13 protein-coding genes are annotated in these 15,657 nt (G+C 64.5%); 3 read left to right on the top strand and 10 right to left on the bottom strand.

Going from position 1 to position 15,657, the window contains the following annotated elements; genetic code table 11:
* The first annotated feature begins 18 nt into the window (after window positions 1–18).
* Entirely contained in the window at window positions 19–1,293 is a 1,275-nt protein-coding gene (locus CFR76_RS01495; RefSeq protein WP_110555487.1) for a class I SAM-dependent RNA methyltransferase, read from the top strand.
* A gap of 60 nt (window positions 1,294–1,353) precedes the next feature.
* On the opposite strand, the gene CFR76_RS01490 is transcribed toward CFR76_RS01495, so the two are convergent.
* The 9 genes from CFR76_RS01490 to CFR76_RS01450 form a co-directional block, all read right to left on the bottom strand.
* Window positions 1,354–1,743, bottom strand: coding sequence for a HesB/IscA family protein (locus tag CFR76_RS01490; RefSeq protein ID WP_110555486.1), 390 nt, complete (start codon window positions 1,741–1,743; stop codon window positions 1,354–1,356).
* 21 nt (window positions 1,744–1,764) lie between these two features.
* Window positions 1,765–2,229: an SUF system Fe-S cluster assembly protein gene (locus tag CFR76_RS01485; protein WP_110555485.1), complete on the bottom strand. Its 465-nt coding sequence runs from the start codon at window positions 2,227–2,229 to the stop codon at window positions 1,765–1,767.
* Between the two features lie 7 nt (window positions 2,230–2,236).
* Window positions 2,237–2,665 (bottom strand): Fe-S cluster assembly sulfur transfer protein SufU, encoded by a 429-nt coding sequence (gene sufU, locus CFR76_RS01480; RefSeq protein ID WP_110555553.1) that lies wholly within the window; start codon window positions 2,663–2,665, stop codon window positions 2,237–2,239.
* Window positions 2,666–2,678: 13 nt separating this feature from the next.
* Window positions 2,679–3,929, bottom strand: coding sequence for an aminotransferase class V-fold PLP-dependent enzyme (locus CFR76_RS01475; protein WP_110555552.1), 1,251 nt, complete (start codon window positions 3,927–3,929; stop codon window positions 2,679–2,681).
* The gene (gene sufD, locus CFR76_RS01470; RefSeq protein WP_110555484.1) at window positions 3,929–5,203 is read right to left on the bottom strand and encodes a Fe-S cluster assembly protein SufD; all 1,275 of its coding nucleotides are present in this window, start codon (window positions 5,201–5,203) and stop codon (window positions 3,929–3,931) included. Before sufD ends, CFR76_RS01475 begins: the two co-directional genes overlap by 1 nt.
* Window positions 5,200–5,973, bottom strand: a complete 774-nt coding sequence (sufC, locus tag CFR76_RS01465) for a Fe-S cluster assembly ATPase SufC (protein WP_110555483.1) — start codon at window positions 5,971–5,973, stop codon at window positions 5,200–5,202. Before sufC ends, sufD begins: the two co-directional genes overlap by 4 nt.
* A gap of 15 nt (window positions 5,974–5,988) precedes the next feature.
* The gene (gene sufB / locus CFR76_RS01460; RefSeq protein WP_110555482.1) at window positions 5,989–7,479 is read right to left on the bottom strand and encodes a Fe-S cluster assembly protein SufB; all 1,491 of its coding nucleotides are present in this window, start codon (window positions 7,477–7,479) and stop codon (window positions 5,989–5,991) included.
* 20 nt (window positions 7,480–7,499) lie between these two features.
* On the bottom strand, window positions 7,500–7,961 hold the full coding sequence (locus CFR76_RS01455) for an SUF system Fe-S cluster assembly regulator (protein ID WP_110555481.1): 462 nt from the start codon (window positions 7,959–7,961) through the stop codon (window positions 7,500–7,502).
* Window positions 7,962–8,083: 122 nt separating this feature from the next.
* Complete coding sequence (locus tag CFR76_RS01450; protein WP_110555480.1) at window positions 8,084–9,379, bottom strand: DUF445 domain-containing protein; 1,296 nt, start codon at window positions 9,377–9,379, stop codon at window positions 8,084–8,086.
* 154 nt (window positions 9,380–9,533) lie between these two features.
* Between CFR76_RS01450 and CFR76_RS01445 the strand changes: the two genes are divergently transcribed.
* Window positions 9,534–12,338 (top strand): phosphoenolpyruvate carboxylase, encoded by a 2,805-nt coding sequence (locus CFR76_RS01445; RefSeq protein ID WP_110555479.1) that lies wholly within the window; start codon window positions 9,534–9,536, stop codon window positions 12,336–12,338.
* Complete coding sequence (locus CFR76_RS01440; protein WP_110555478.1) at window positions 12,319–13,194, top strand: MBL fold metallo-hydrolase; 876 nt, start codon at window positions 12,319–12,321, stop codon at window positions 13,192–13,194. The genes CFR76_RS01445 and CFR76_RS01440 overlap by 20 nt, the downstream gene beginning before the upstream one ends.
* A gap of 233 nt (window positions 13,195–13,427) precedes the next feature.
* On the opposite strand, the gene fusA is transcribed toward CFR76_RS01440, so the two are convergent.
* On the bottom strand, window positions 13,428–15,515 hold the full coding sequence (fusA, locus tag CFR76_RS01435; protein WP_025438932.1) for an elongation factor G: 2,088 nt from the start codon (window positions 15,513–15,515) through the stop codon (window positions 13,428–13,430).
* Window positions 15,516–15,657 lie beyond the last annotated feature (142 nt).

Below are 15,657 nucleotides of genomic sequence, written 5' to 3'. Positions count from 1 at the left end.
TTCGGGCGGCGACAGGGAATGGAAAACGCAGTGGCGCAGGCCGTCCGGGTCATCGCACTCGGCAATGACGGGGATGGCGTGGCCCAGACCCCGCAGGGGCGGATATTCGTGCCCGGCACGGTACCGGGTGATGAAATCCTGCTGGCGGCGCATGACGGTACGCACGGCACGCTTGCCCGCGTGGTGACGCCGGGGGCCGATCGCGTGCCCGCCCCGTGCCATCTGTTCGGCGCCTGTGGCGGCTGCCGCATCCAGGACATGGCGCTACCGGCCCTGCTGGACTGGAAAACGGGGCGCGTGGTCGAGGCCCTGCGACATGTGGGGTTTGACGCCATTCCCACGCCACAGGCCCATCAGGTCGGCCCGCATGGCAGGTGCCGGGTTGACCTGGCCTTCCGCCGCGTCGGGAAAGAGATCGTGCTGGGCCTGCACCGCCGTCGTGGCGATGTGGTGGACATGAGCGAATGCATGCTGCTCGACCCGACGCTTTTCGCCCTGCTGCCCCCGCTGCGCGCCATGCTGCGTTCGCTGCCGGCCGTGCATGCGGGTGGTGATATCCAGATCAACCTGCTGGATAGTGGTCCCGACCTGCTGATTACGATGGATGGCACGCCAGACGCCAATGACCGGCGTATCCTGGCGCAGTTTGGCAAGGCGCATGGCGTCCCGCGCATATCACTGCAGGGCCGCCCGCCGGAGACACTGGCCCTGACCGGGCCGGTCTTCCATCATTTTGATGACGTGCGCGTGGCGCCGCCTCCGGGCGCCTTCCTGCAACCCGTGCGGGCGGGGGAAGCCTTTATCAAGGCCGCCGTCGTGGCGGGGCTGCCGCGCAAGGGGCTGAAAGCGGGGATTATCGAATTATACGCGGGCTGTGGCACGCTGTCCTTCGCACTGGCTGGACTGGCCAAGGTACATGCCTATGAAGGTGATCGCGCCGCCCTTGCCTGCCTGAAACAGGCCAGTGGCGGCACGCGCGTCCTGCCCGCGCTGCGTGACCTGAACCGCCAGCCGGTCATGGCCACCGATCTGGCCAAGGCGGCGGCGGTCGTGCTGGACCCGCCCCATGCCGGGGCCGGCGCGCAGATCGCCCAGATCGTGGCGGGCAGGCCGGCCTGCGTCATCTATGTCAGTTGCAATCCCGCAGCCCTGCAACGTGACCTGACGCCCCTGCGCCATGCAGGCTACAGGCTGGATAGCGTGACGGTTATTGACCAGTTCCTGTGGTCGGCGGAAGTCGAATCCGTCTGCGTGCTGACCCTGCCGGGGGCAGGCCGCCGCAACCGGCGGTAAGACGGCAACGGTTTTTGATGAAGCTTTTTTCAAAAAGCTTCGAAAGACCGCTGCCTTGTATCAGACGTGGAAGCTTTCCCCGCAGCCACAGCGCCCCTTTTCATTGGGGTTGCTGAAGGTGAAGCCGGATTCAAGCTGCTTGACCTCGTAATCCATCACCGACCCGATCAGGAACAACGTCGCCTTGCGGTCCACCAGCAGGGTCACCCCCTTGTCCACCACCACTTCGTCACCCGGGCCGGCCTGTTCGACAAAGCTCATGTCATAGGCGTGGCCCGAACAGCCCTTGGTCGAGACGGCAATGCGCAGCATGTGCCCGGCATGGTTGGTCTGGTACAGCTTTTCCAGCCGCTGCGCCGCCCGGTCCGTCAGGGTCATGAGCGGCGGCAGCGCCCGGCGCGGGGCGGCAGTGGTGGTGGTGGTGGTGGTCGTGGCGTTATGTTCAGTCATGGCACGTTCCCCTTGCTGGGTTCAGAACATGTTCAGGGCAAGGCGCGCATCTTCGCTCATGCGCGACATGTCCCATGGCGGCTCCCACACGATTTCCACCGTGGCGGTGGTGACCGTATCGATCTTTTCCACCGCTTCCTTGACCTGCACCGGCAGTTCCTGGGCGCTGGGGCAATTGGGGGCGGTCAGGGTCATCTCGACCTTGACCGACCCATCCTCATGCAGGTCGATGGCGTAAATCAGGCCAAGTTCATAGATATTGACCGGGATTTCCGGGTCATACACGGTGGCGATCGCGGCAATGACCGTGTCTTCATCCGGCATGCTGGCGCTGGCCGCGGCTTCAGCCGGTTTTTCCCCATCCGGCGTCCACGTTGATACGGGTTCGGCCTTGGGATCGGGCGTCGTGTCTTTGCCCTCAAGGGAGAAATGCCCGGCTCCCTCTGCCATGCCGATGGCAGGCGCTACCTGATTTTTCTCGTCCATGGGACTTTCACCTGTCTTTGTCATCATTGAGCATTTCGACCAGCGCCGACCATGGCAGCATCGCACAGCGGATACGCGAACGATGCCGGTGCAAGGGCGCAAAAGCCGAAAGTTCATCCAGGCCCTCGGGGGCCATACCTGTTTCAACAGCCGTCGCAAGGTCCGCATGCAACTGGCTGATCCGGGCGCGATCCTGCCCGGTCACCCGTTCCGCCATGAGGTCCGCAGACGCCGCGCAAATTGCGCAGCCCCGCGTTTCATGCCGCAATGCCGCAACCCGGCCCTGCGCATCCACACTGGCCTGCAACCGCACCCGGTCACCACACAGGGGGTTCGACCCTTCCCCCCGCATCTGCGCGCCTGCCAGCGGGCCAGAATAACGTGGTGCCCTGGCCCGTTCCAGCACCACGGTGCGATACAGATCATCCTGCGCCATGACTGTCACGCCATCAGACAAAAAAGCCGCGTATCTGTTCCAGCGTGGCGGCCAGGAAGTCGATTTCCTCCGGCGTGGTGTATATGCCGAAGCTGGCCCGCGCGGTAGCCGAGACCCCAAGCCGGCGCATGAGCGGCTCGGCGCAGTGATGCCCTGCCCGCACCGCGATGCCGTTGCGGTCCAGCAGGGTGGCGATGTCATGCGGGTGGACATCATCCATGGTGAACGAAATCACCCCGCCCCGATCCGGCGCGGTCCCGATCACCTTCAGCCCGCTGACATTGCCCAGCGCCTTCAGCGCATGGGCGGTCAGGGCTTCCTCATGCGCGCCGATCGCGTCAAAGCCTATGGATTCGATATAGGCAAGGGCGGCGCCCAGCCCAATGGTCTCGATGATGGCGGGGGTGCCGGCCTCGAATTTATGCGGGACACTGGCCCATGTCGACCGTTCGAACGACACGGTGGAAATCATGTCGCCACCGCCAAGGAAAGGCGGCATGGCCTCCAGGATCTCGCGTCGCGCCCACAGCACGCCAATGCCGGTCGGGCCATACAGCTTGTGCCCGGTCACCACATAGAAATCCGCATCCAGCGCGCGCACGTCCACGCGGCGATGGACGGCAAGCTGGCTGCCATCGAACAGCACCTTCGCCCCCGCCGCATGCGCCATGTCGGCAATGGCGCGGGCATCCGTGATCGTGCCCAGCACGTTGGACATGTGGGTGATCGCCACCAGCGCCACCCGCCCGTCGGACAGGTTGCGCGCCAGGGCGTCCATGTCCAGCGCGCCATCATCCGTAATGGGGGTCACGCGCAGTTCGATACCCGTGCGGTCCCGCAACATCTGCCACGGCACAAGGTTGGCGTGGTGTTCCATTTCGGACACCAGCACCACCTGCCCCGGCTTCAGCAGGGAACCGAAGGAATGGGCGACAAGGTTGATCGCCTCGGTGCTGTTGCGGGTGAAGACGATTTCCTCCCGCGCGCCAGCGCCAAGGAAGGCCGCCACCTGGTCGCGCACGGCCTCATAGGCTTCCGTCGTGCGTTCGCTCATCCAGTACAGCCCGCGATGGATGTTGGCGTACTGGGTGCGCATGGTGTCCGCCATGGCGTCGATGACCTGCCGCGGCTTCTGCGCGGAGGCCGCGCTGTCGAGGAACACAAGGTCCTTGCCATGCACCTTCTGCGACAGGATCGGGAAATCGGCCCGGATATGGCGCAGGCTGCCCGCGATGTCCGCGGGGCTGGCTACAGTCTGGTCCATCATGCGACCTCCCGCGTCCACCATGCCTCTACGGCCAGGTTCAGGCTGTCCTTCAGCCGCTGGTCATCAATCTGGTCCACCACGTCATGCAGGAAGGCGCGGATCAGGATGGAACGCGCGGCAGCACCCGGGATGCCACGGCTGCGCAGGTAGAACAGCTGGTCATCATCCAGCGCGCCCACGGTGGCGCCGTGGCTGCACTTTACGTCATCGGCGTAGATTTCCAGTTCCGGCTTGGCGTCGATTTCCGCGCCATCGGACAGCAGCAGCGCCTGGTTCATCTGGTAGCCATCGGTCTTCTGCGCAATACGCTCGACAAGGATCTTGCCCTGGAACACGCCACGCGCGTGGTCGGACAGGACATTCTTGACCGTCTGGCGCGATACGCAGTCAGGTGCGGCATGGGTGATCACGCTGGTCAGGTCGCCATGCTGGTGGCCGGACAGGAGCTGCGCGCCATTGACATGCACACGGGCACCCGCCTGCGTCAGCCCGGCATGGACCTCATGCCGCGACAGGCTGGCCCCCAGCGTCAGCGTAAAACTGTCATAGACGCCACCGGCGGCAACGCGGGCATGGCTGACCGCCAGATGCACGGCCTGCTTGCCTTCGGCCTGAATACGGGCATGCGACAGGTAGCCCCCATCCGCCACCGTGATGTCATAGAGCGGATTGTGCAGGTACTGCCCCCGCCCGACCGATGCATCCAGCAGCGCCAGGCGTGCGCCCTTCTCCACCACGACGCGGTGGCGCGGGTGGAAGGAAACCGGCCCGGCCGCGTCCACCTGGCCGATGCTGACCAGAAGCAGGCAGCCGCCATCCACGCCCGCGGGCACGACCAGATCCAGCCCGTCGCGCGCCAGGATGGTATTCAGCGCGGTGGTGACATCCCCCGCCGGGTCGATCCCGTCATCAGGCAGCGTGCCCGCGGCCAGCGTCGAAATCCGCACGCCCTTGGGCAGGCGTGAACGACCGGCATCGAAAGACCCGTTCACGAACACGACGCGGCTGGCGCCCGCGCCAAGGCCGGAAATGGTCTCGACCTCCGCCAGCAGGGTATCGACGGCCCCGCCATCAACCGCATGCGGCGCGGCGGTGAACGGCACGTCGGCCAATGCGCGCAGGGAGGTGTATTTCCATGCCTCCACCCCCGCGCGCGGCAGGCCGGCATGGCGCAGGAAATCGGCGGCCTTCCGCCGCTGGGCATTGCCCGTTACATCACCCCGGTCGAGAAAGGCGGAGGCATTGACCCCGACCGGTGTGATGGCGTTCACGCCGCCTCCGACAGGAACTGGGCATAACCCTGTGCCTCAAGCTGCCTGGCCAGTTCGGGGCCACCGCTGTGGATGATGCGGCCCTTGGCCATCACATGGATGCGGTCGGGCACGATATAGTCCAGCAGGCGCTGGTGATGGGTGATGACCAGCGCCGAGAAGTCAGGCGAGCGCAGGGAGTTCACGCCTTCGGCCACGATGCGCAGGGCGTCGATGTCCAGACCGCTATCCGTTTCGTCCAGGATGGCGAAGGACGGCTGGAGCATGCGCATCTGCAGCACTTCGTTGCGCTTCTTCTCGCCACCCGAAAAGCCGACATTCACATTGCGCTTGAGCATCTCGTCCGACATGGACAGATGCTTGGTTTCCTTGCGCACGGCCTTCAGGAAGGCCACGGCGTCCAGTTCCGCCTGCCCGCGCGCGCGGCGCACGGCGTTGACGGCGGTGCGCAGGAAGTTGGCGTTGTTCACGCCCGGCAGTTCGACCGGCGTCTGGAACGCAAGGAACAGGCCAAGGGCGGCGCGTTCCTCGGGTTCCAGCGCCAGCAGGTCCTGCCCCTTGAAGGTGGCCGAGCCGCCGGTCACCTCGTAATCCTCGCGCCCGGCCAGCACGTAGGACAGGGTGGACTTGCCCGAACCGTTCGGCCCCATGATGGCGTGGACCTCACCCGCCGGGATTTCCAGGTCGACCCCACGCAGGATTTCCTTGTGGGTCTCCCCGTCTTCGATGCGGGCGCACAGGCCATTGATGCTTACGAATTGCTTGCTCACGTCTTTGAATCCCTGTTAGCCCACGCTGCCTTCTAGGCTGATCTGCAGAAGCTTCTGCGCTTCCACCGCGAATTCCATCGGCAGTTCCTTGAGGACATCCTTGCAGAACCCGTTCACGATCAGGCCCACTGCGTCTTCTTCCGACAGGCCACGCTGGCGGCAGTAGAAAAGCTGGTCTTCCGATATCTTGGATGTCGTCGCCTCATGTTCCACGCGCGCGGACATGTTGCGGCTTTCGATATAGGGCACGGTATGCGCCCCGCAGCGGTCGCCGATCAGCAGGCTGTCGCACTGGGTGAAGTTACGGCTGCCCGATGCCTTGGGCATCATGCGCACCAGCCCGCGATAGGTGCTGTCGGACTGGCCGGCGCTGATGGTCTTGGCGATGATGGTCGAACGCGTGTTGCGCCCGATATGGATCATCTTGGTGCCGGTATCGGCCTGCTGGTGGTTGTTGGTCACGGCGACGGAATAGAACTCGCCCACCGATCCCTCGCCCTGCAGGATGCATGACGGATATTTCCACGTAATGGCCGACCCGGTTTCCACCTGCGTCCATGAAATCTTGGACCGCGCGCCACGGCATGCGCCGCGCTTGGTCACGAAGTTGTAGATGCCGCCCCGGCCGTTTTCATCACCGGGATACCAGTTCTGCACGGTGGAATACTTGATCGAGGCATCTTCCATCGCCACCAGTTCGACCACGGCGGCATGGAGCTGGTTTTCATCACGCATCGGCGCCGTGCAACCTTCGAGGTAGGAGACGGACGCCCCGTCCTCCACCACGATCAGCGTGCGTTCGAACTGCCCGGTATTGCGCGCATTGATGCGGAAATAGGTGGACAGTTCCATCGGGCAGCGCACGCCCTTGGGCACGAACACGAAGGAGCCATCGGTAAACACGGCGGCGTTCAGGGCGGCGTAGAAATTGTCGGTCACCGGCACCACGCTGCCCAGGTATTTGCGCACCAGTTCGGGATGTTCCTGCACCGCTTCGGAAATCGGGCAGAAAATCACGCCGGCTTCCTGCAACGTCTTGCGGAAGGTGGTGGCGACGGACACGCTGTCGAACACGGCGTCAACCGCGATGGGCGCGCGTGCTTCCTGCCCCTCGGGCACTTCCACGCCCGCCAGCATGGCCTGCTCGTGCAGCGGGATGCCCAGCTTTTCATAGGTGCGCAGCAGTTCGGGATCGACCTCGTCCAGCGATTTCGGCCCGGGCTTCTTGCGCGGGGCGGCGTAGTAATGCACGTCCTGGTAATCGATGGGCGGGTGATGGACCTTGGCCCATGTGGGTTCGCGCATTTCCAGCCACGACCGGTATGCCTTCAGCCGCCATTCCAGCAGCCATTCCGGCTCCTTCTTGCGGCTGGAGATCAGGCGGATCGTATCCTCGTTCAGGCCCTTGGGGGCGATATCCATTTCGATATCGGTCTCGAACCCCCATTTATAGGTGTTCTGCCCCAGGGTTTCGACCGTCTTGCGGGTTTCGGCTACTGCCGGCATGTGTCTTTCCTCCCCCTGTTTCAGGCCGTGGCCGCAGGGCCGCCGGGCATGGACGGCGTGCGCAGGCCGTCCAGTCGGTCAATGACCGTATGGTTCTTCATGTCCGCCAGCGTGATGGCGGACAGGGCGCTGCGGATGGCGGCGTTGACCATGTCCCACTGGCCGCCCAGGCCGCAGGTGGACCGGGCGTCGCAATCCCCGCCATCCACGCATGTGGTCAGCGATATCGGGCCGTCGATCGCCTGGATCACGGCCGCGATCGAGATTTCCTCCAGCGGGTGGGCCAGCCTGTAGCCGCCGCGCGCGCCGCGCTGTGATGTCACGATGCCCTGTGTCGCGAGGATCTTGAGCACCTTGGCCACGGTGGGTTCGGGAATGCCGGTCGAACGCGACAGGACAGGCGAGGTCGTGACCTCGTCCTTCTGTCCCAGCCGGACCAGAGCCACGACGGCATAATCGGTCAGTTTCGACAGTTTCAGCATTCCGCTCTCCCGCCTGTTCCGGTCGCCCTGCATAATTGGACCGGAACAGTACTGTTTCCTGAAGTTTCAGATGGGCTACCAGCCACGCGTCGTCAAGTCCAATCGTTGCATGCAGCCCTGTCCTACCCGATCCCGGTTCCGAATATCAGCTGCAATAGCACGGACAGCCCGCACCCGGCCAGAAAGCCAACCAGCGTGCCATTCAGCCGGATATACTGCAGGTCCTTGCCCACACGCAGCTCCAGCCGGTCGCTCAGGCTTTCCGCGTCCCATCCATTTACGACCGAGTAAATAAACCGCGACATCCGGTCGCGCAGGAACGGCAGGCTGCCCATGATCATGCCACGCGCGCCGTCATTGATCCGCTTGCGCATGGTGGCGTCATGATACATCTGTTCCGCCAGGCGTTGCAGTGCGTCACGCACAATGGAGGACAGCCATCCGGTCTGCCCCTTGTCCATGTCTTCCTCGATCAGGCGGCGCAGGCGGCGCCACACGTCACTGCTCCAGCCGCGCACGCTGTCATGCGTCAGCACGCCCATCACCGCGTCCGTGATTTCCCCCCGGCGCACGGGGTCCTGCTCGATCCGGTCGATCTCGGCCCGGACCCATGTGGTGAACCCTTCACGCAATTCTGAATTCTGCGGGTCGATCCGGTCCAGTTCCTGCCCCGCGGCCAGCAGCACCTTGGTCGCGATCGAACCGCCAATGGCCCAGCCCAGCACGCGGCCGCCCTGTTCGCGCACGCGCTCCTCGATCATCGTGCGCAGGGCCGGTTCCTTGGCCTTGATGCCTTCCTTCAGCCGCGACAGCAGGAAGGACAGCACTTCCTGGTGGCAGTCCCCTTCCACCATCGCGCGCAGGCTGCGGGTAATGACGGGGGCGATTTCCTCCCCCCCCAGCAGGGTCGGCAGCATGCGGGCGATGGCGGAACTCGCCCGCCCGTCCTCCAGCCGGTCCAGCACGTGCGGCACGGACCCCAGCACGGCGCGGTTGACCATGTCCGCCGTTTCGGGTTCCTGCAATATGTTGCCGATGATGGAGGGCAGGTCGATGCGGCTGAACGCGGCCTCGACCTCCTGCTCGGTGAACACGTTGGTCGAGACGAAGCGCCCCAGCGCCTGCGCCAGCCGTTCCTTCTGCGCGGGCAGGATGGCGGTGTGCGGAATCGGCAGGCCCATCGGCCTGCGGAACAGCGCGGTCACGGCAAACCAGTCGGCCAGCCCCCCCACGACCCCGGCCTTGGTGCCCGAGCGCAGGATTTCCAGCCACGGACGCTCCGCCAGCCAGCCCATCTGCGGCAGGGCGTACCCCGCCACCGTCAACCCGGCCATGGCCGCCAGCAGGCCGGTCGCAGACCGTTTGTAACGCAGCAGCGTGCGCCGCGCGTCCTGATCCGTTTGTGGAATAGCGTTCATGAAGTCCTTGATACCATTGTCTCCCCTCCAGCCCAAGCAACACTCGGTGTAACGCGCCAAATAGGCGTGAATATGCCATGGTGGACATTGCGGGCGGTCGCCGAACATGGGATTTGGTAAAGACCATGACGATTTTTCATGACAGGACAACACGATGACCGAAGCCGCCGCGCGGACTGTCTCCGACCTGCTGCACCAGGCGGAACAACTGATTGCCAGCCATGACGAGACCGCAACCGGCAGCCCGGTCATGGCGCTGGCCCGTCAGATCAACCGCCAGATGGCCGGTGGCGCCCTGTCGATGGAATTGGTGGAGGAGATCGTGCGCCTGCTGCGTGACCGGGCCTTTGCCGGGCGGGCGCACCATATCGCCGCCTACCTGGATGGCCCCGACGACGCAGTGGTGGCCGCGCGCATGCATGACGTCGCCCGCCGCATCGTGCAGCCCGACCCCGATGACAGCCCCGTGCCCATCGCGCGCTTCCGCGCCGCCATCGAGCGCAGCCGCTTTGCCGCCGTGTTTACCGCCCACCCCACCTTCGCGCTGGCCAACCCGGTCTACGAGGCGCTGGCGGATCTGGCCTCCACCAACCCTGCCGAGGCCCCGGCGCATGTCCCCGCCTTCCTGACCCACCGCCGCGTCGGGCCGCCCACGCTGGATGAGGAGTTCACGCTGGCGACGCAGGCCATCCTGCGCGGGCGCAACGCGCTGGACCGGCTGAACACCATCCTGCTGTCCGAAGCGCGGACCCACTGGCCGCAATTATGGTGCACGCTGGCGCCGCGCCCCATCATCATGACCAGCTGGGTCGGCTACGACACCGACGGCCGCACCGATATCGGCTGGTGGGACACGCTGCGCCTGCGGCTGCGCATGAAGCAGATGCAGCTTGCCCGCCTGCATGACCAGATCGAACCCGTGACCAGCAGCGCCAATGACCTGCTGCCGCGCGTGCGGACCGCGCTGGACACCGTCGCCGCCCAGATCGCCGCCTGCCCCACCGGGCCGGAACCCGAGGCGGTATCGCGCTTCGCCGACGTGCTGATCACCCGCGGCAATGACGCGCTGACCAGCACCAACGACCTGAACGCCGCCTTCAGCGAGGCGATCGACGCCGCGACGCCTGAAGACAGGATGACCCTGGCGGTAGCGCGGGCGGGCTTCATGGCGCATGGCCTGTCGGCGGCGCATACGCATACGCGCCTGAACGCGACACAGTTGCACAACATCGCCCGCCAGCGCCTGGGCATTACCGACAGCCCCGACATCCCGGCCCAGCGCCGCGCGCTGATCAGCCGCATGAACGAGGCGCTGGAGACCGTACAGCCGGTCGAGATCGACTTCGGCTCGCTGCTGATGGAACAGGCCAGCGCCGGGCGGCTGATGATGACGGTGCGCCAGATCCTGCGCCATATCGACCGCACCAGCCCCATCCGCTTCCTGATCGCCGAGACCGAGACCGGCTACACCCTGCTGACCGCGCTGTGGCTGGCGCGGCTGTACGGTGTTGCGGACATGATCGAGATCTCGCCGCTGTTCGAGACACAGGAAGCACTGGAAAACGGCGAACAGATCATCGAGGAAGCCCTGCGCTCCCCCCACTGGCGCGCCTACCTGCAGCGCACGCGCAAGCTCAGCCTGCAGTTCGGCTTTTCCGACTCGGGGCGTTACGTGGGGCAGCTTGCCGCGACCTACCTGATCGAACGGCTGCGCATCAAGGTCTGCGACCTGCTGCGCAAGTGGGACCTGGCCTTTGTCGAGGTCATCCTGTTCGATACCCATGGCGAAAGCATTGGCCGTGGCGCGCACCCCTACCGGCTGGCCGACCGTTTCGACTACCTCTCCCCGCCCCATGCCCGCGCCCGTTTTGCCCGCGCGGGCATCCAGATGCGCGAGGAAACCGCCTTTCAGGGTGGGGATGGCTACCTTCTGTTCGGCACGCAGGCGCTGGCGGATGCGACCGTCAGCATCATTGCCGAACATGCCTTTGCCACCACCACGCTGGACCGTGACCCGGTTTATGACGAACCGGATTTTTCCGCCGATTTCTTCGCCACCATCGCCAATGGCATGACCGGGCTGGTGGAAGACCCCGGCTATGCCGCCCTGCTGGGCGCGTTCGGGCCATCACTGATCGACAAGACCGGGTCGCGCCCGTCCGCGCGGCAGAGTGACGCGGCATCGACCGTAACCCGCATCAAGCACCCCAGCCAGTTGCGCGCCATTCCCAACAACGCCATCCTGCAGCAGCTTGCATGGTGCGCGAACACGTTGCAGGGACTGGGCACGGCGGCGGCCCGCCACCCCGAAACCTTCGAGAAATACCTGGCGGAAAGCCCCCGCTTCCGCCGCGCCATGGATTTCGCGGCCCACGCGCTGGCGCATTCCGACCACGGCGTGCTGCGCGGCGTCATCCGCCTGCTGGACCCGGACATGTGGCTGGAACGCGCCACGGCGCAGAAGGACCCCGGCCGGCAGGAAGCCTGCCTGTCGCTCATGCACGGGCTGGAGAACCTTGATTTCTGGGCCAGCACGCAGGCGATGTTCCGGCGCATCCAGTCCGATCACCTCGCCCTGCGGCGCGCATGGCCCGACGCGCCGCGCATGCGCCCCGATGAACTGCTGCTGCATGCCATCCGCATCGCGATCATCGAGCAGATCTGGCTGCTGTCCACACAGGTACCCTATTTCTCGCCCCGCCATGCGTTTTCGCGCGACGTGCTGACGCTGAAGGTGCTGTGCCTTGAAATCCCCGGCGCGCTGGCGGAGCTTGAAAACATCTTCCCCTACCGTTCGGATGGCAGTTTCGACCTTGATTTCCATGAACCGCACGGCCCCCGGCAGGAAGGCACCTACCACCGCGAATACACCGAGATTTTCGAACCGATGCAGCGCCTGTTCCAGATGGTGCGCGAAATCAGCACCGGGGTGATGCACCATGTCGGCGCCTTTGGCTAGGACATCACGCAACGGGTGGCGGATCAGCGAACCACCCCCGCCCCATGGCGTGGCGTTGCCCCAGACCCCTGCCATACGCCGGGTGGTGGCGAACAATCCCGGCCCCATGACCGGCAATGGCACCAATAGCTGGCTGGTGGACCATGACGGGGGCTGCGTGGTCATTGATCCCGGCAGCACCGACCCCGCCCATCTTGATGCGCTGGTCGCGGCTGCGGGCGGGCGGCCGATCACCCATGTCATCCTGACCCATACCCACGCGGACCACCTGGCGGGCGCGCGACCGCTGGCCGCGCGGCTGGGAATTCCGGTCTGCGGCTTCCATGCCAGCGCCGAGCCGGAATTCACCCCCGATATCGGCCTGCGGGACGGGGATGAAATCGCAGGATTGCGGGTGCTGCACACGCCGGGCCACGCCAGCGACCATATCTGCCTTGAAAGCGGGGATGGCATCATCTTCACCGGCGACCATGTCATGGGCTGGTCCACCACCATGGTGCCCCCCGCCCCGCATGGGTCGGTGCGGCAGTTCCTGGACAGCATGGACTACCTGCTGCAACGCGGCAGTCCCCTGCTGCTGCCAGCACATGGTCCCGCCATACCGCATGTGAAAGCCTGCATCGAAGGGCTGGTCGCCCACCGCCGCGCGCGTGAGGAAAGCATACTGGCCCTGCTGCCGACTGAACCCCGCACGCTGGATGAAATCGTGGACAGCATGTACCACAACCTGCGTCCCGGCCTGCGCCGGGCAGCACGGCTGAACCTGCATGCGCATCTGGAAAAGCTGGAACATGATGGCCGGGTGCGCCATCAGGCCGAGCGGTGGATGAAAATCACCCCCCGAGAGGCTGTTTGAAAAGAAGGACATTTCTGGTGAAGCTTTTTTCAGAAAGCGTCACATAACGCCGTCTTCCTGAAAAAAGGCAGCGCCCAGAAACTTTTATTTTTATCAATGCGCCGTTTTCAGGCGGCGCCTGATGATCATTGGGTCAGGCACGGCCTTCCCCATGCCGCCGTGCCGGGCAGGCACAAAAAAACCGGCCCCCTTTCGGGGGCCGGTTCCTTTTTGATGCTCCCTTTCGGGAAAGATCAGGCGGACTGCGCCATGATCTCTTCCGCGACATTGCGGGGCACCGGATCGTAGTGATGGAACTGCATCGTGAAGGATGCACGGCCCTTGGTCATCGAACGCAGGTGCGAGATGTAGCCGAACATTTCCTTCAGCGGCACGGCCGCGCGGACCATGACGGTGGAACCAGCGGTTTCCTGGCTCTGGATCATGCCACGGCGACGGTTGAGGTCACCCACCACGTCACCGACATGGTCGTTCGGGGTGGTTACTTCCACGTCCATGATCGGCTCGAGAATGACCGGGCCGGCCTTCTTCATGCCTTCACGGAAGCAGGCCTTCGCCGCGATTTCGAACGCCAGCGCCGAGGAGTCGACATCATGGTACTTGCCATCCAGCAGCGTGAACTTGAAGTCCACGGTGGGGAAGCCGGCCAGCACGCCGGTCGTGGCCTGCGCCTGGATGCCCTTGTCCACCGCCGGGATATATTCCTTCGGCACGGTGCCGCCGACGACCTTGTTCTCGAAGGAGATGCCTTCGTTACGCTCGACCGGCGCGAACTCGATCTTCACTTCCGCGAACTGGCCCGAACCACCCGACTGCTTCTTGTGGGTATAGGTTTCGGTATGCGGCTTGGTGATCGTTTCGCGATAGGCCACCTGCGGCGCGCCAATATTCGCATCAACGCCATATTCACGGCGCAGGCGGTCGATGATGATGTCGAGATGCAGCTCACCCATGCCCGACAGGATGGTCTGGCCCGTTTCCTGGTCGGTCTTGAGGCGCAGCGAGGGATCTTCACCCGACAGCTTCTGCAGCGCCAGCGTCATCTTTTCCACGCCGTCCTTCGTCTTCGGCTCGACGGAGATGTCGATGACGGGGATCGGGAAGCTCATGCGCTCCAGCACCACGGGGTCGGCCGGGTCGGCCAGCGTGTCACCGGTCTGGCTGTCCTTCAGGCCGACAAAGGCGGCGATGTCGCCTGCATGGACTTCGGACAGTTCCTCGCGCTTGTCGGCGTGCATCTGGTAGATGCGGCCGATACGCTCCTTGTGGCCCTTGGTCGTGTTCAGCACGGTGTCGCCGGTCTTGAGCACGCCGCGATAGACGCGCACGAAGGTCAGCGTGCCGTATTTGTCGTTGATGATCTTGAAGGCGAGGCCGGCAAACTTGCCATCCGGGTCAACCGGGATGATCGGCAGCTTGTTCTCGTCCACTTCCTCGTCTTCCGGCGGGGCGATGCGGATGCCTTCGACATCGTTCGGCGCGGGCAGGAAGTCGATCACGGCGTCGAGCAGCGGCTGGACACCCTTGTTCTTGAAGGCCGTGCCGCACAGGACGGGACGGAAGTCACCCTTGATGGTGCCCTTCTTGATGCAGCGCTTCAGCGTCGCAACGTCAACGTCGCCCTTGTCGAAATATTCTTCCATTGCCGCGTCATCAACCGACAGCGCGGTGTCCAGCAGGTTCTGGCGCGCCTCGGCGGCCTTTTCCTTCAGGTCGGCGGGAATTTCCTCGTAATGGAACTTCGCGCCCAGCTCGCCACCTTCCCAGATGATGGCGCGCATCTCGATCAGGTCGACCACGCCGACGAAGTTTTCCTCGGCGCCGATGGGCAGCTGCAGCGGGATCGCGACGATGTCCAGCTTCTCCTTCAGCGTGCTGAAGGCGTAGTAGAAGTCGGCGCCGGTACGGTCGAGCTTGTTGATGAAGATGATGCGGGGCACGTTGTAGCGGTCAGCCAGGCGCCAGTTGGTCTCGGACTGCGGCTGCACGCCGGCGACGCCTTCGATGATGAAGATCGCGCCATCGAGTACGCGCAGCGAGCGGTTGACCTCGATGTTGAAGTCAATGTGGCCCGGGGTGTCGATGATGTTGATGCGGTGGCCTTCCCACTCACACGTCACGGCAGCCGAGGTGATCGTGATGCCGCGCTCACGTTCCTGCGCCATGTAGTCGGTGGTGGTGTTGCCTTCGTGCACCTCACCGATCTTATGGGACACACCGGTGTAGTACAGGATGCGCTCGGTGGTGGTGGTCTTGCCGGCATCGATGTGCGCGGTAATACCGATATTGCGAATCAGGGACAGATCAGACTTGGCGGACACGGGGGAACCTCCACAAGACAACACGGGCGCGAACGGGAACCTTTCCCTTTCGCGCCTGCCGGAACCGTACGCTGCTTCCGCCCTCAGTCTTTTTCAAGATGGACGACGCAGACCGGCACAGCGGAACAATGCACCAGACTTC

This window comes from Komagataeibacter swingsii (assembly GCF_003207895.1).
Lineage (GTDB): Bacteria > Pseudomonadota > Alphaproteobacteria > Acetobacterales > Acetobacteraceae > Komagataeibacter > Komagataeibacter swingsii.
This window is presented reverse-complemented; position numbering and strand designations above follow the sequence as displayed.

What these genes read in the sequence shown, in the direction of transcription:
- CFR76_RS01455 (WP_110555481.1), bottom strand. Translation starts at nt 7,961, where the DNA reads ATGCTGAAACTGTCGAAACTGACCGATTATGCCGTCGTGGCTCTGGTC.
- CFR76_RS01475 (WP_110555552.1), bottom strand. Translation starts at nt 3,929, where the DNA reads ATGGACCAGACTGTAGCCAGCCCCGCGGACATCGCGGGCAGCCTGCGC.
- CFR76_RS01440 (WP_110555478.1), top strand. Translation starts at nt 12,319, where the DNA reads ATGTCGGCGCCTTTGGCTAGGACATCACGCAACGGGTGGCGGATCAGC.
- sufB (WP_110555482.1), bottom strand. Translation starts at nt 7,479, where the DNA reads ATGCCGGCAGTAGCCGAAACCCGCAAGACGGTCGAAACCCTGGGGCAG.
- CFR76_RS01485 (WP_110555485.1), bottom strand. Translation starts at nt 2,229, where the DNA reads ATGGACGAGAAAAATCAGGTAGCGCCTGCCATCGGCATGGCAGAGGGA.
- sufU (WP_110555553.1), bottom strand. Translation starts at nt 2,665, where the DNA reads ATGGCGCAGGATGATCTGTATCGCACCGTGGTGCTGGAACGGGCCAGG.
- CFR76_RS01495 (WP_110555487.1), top strand. Translation starts at nt 19, where the DNA reads ATGGAAAACGCAGTGGCGCAGGCCGTCCGGGTCATCGCACTCGGCAAT.
- CFR76_RS01445 (WP_110555479.1), top strand. Translation starts at nt 9,534, where the DNA reads ATGACCGAAGCCGCCGCGCGGACTGTCTCCGACCTGCTGCACCAGGCG.
- CFR76_RS01490 (WP_110555486.1), bottom strand. Translation starts at nt 1,743, where the DNA reads ATGACTGAACATAACGCCACGACCACCACCACCACCACCACTGCCGCC.
- CFR76_RS01450 (WP_110555480.1), bottom strand. Translation starts at nt 9,379, where the DNA reads ATGAACGCTATTCCACAAACGGATCAGGACGCGCGGCGCACGCTGCTG.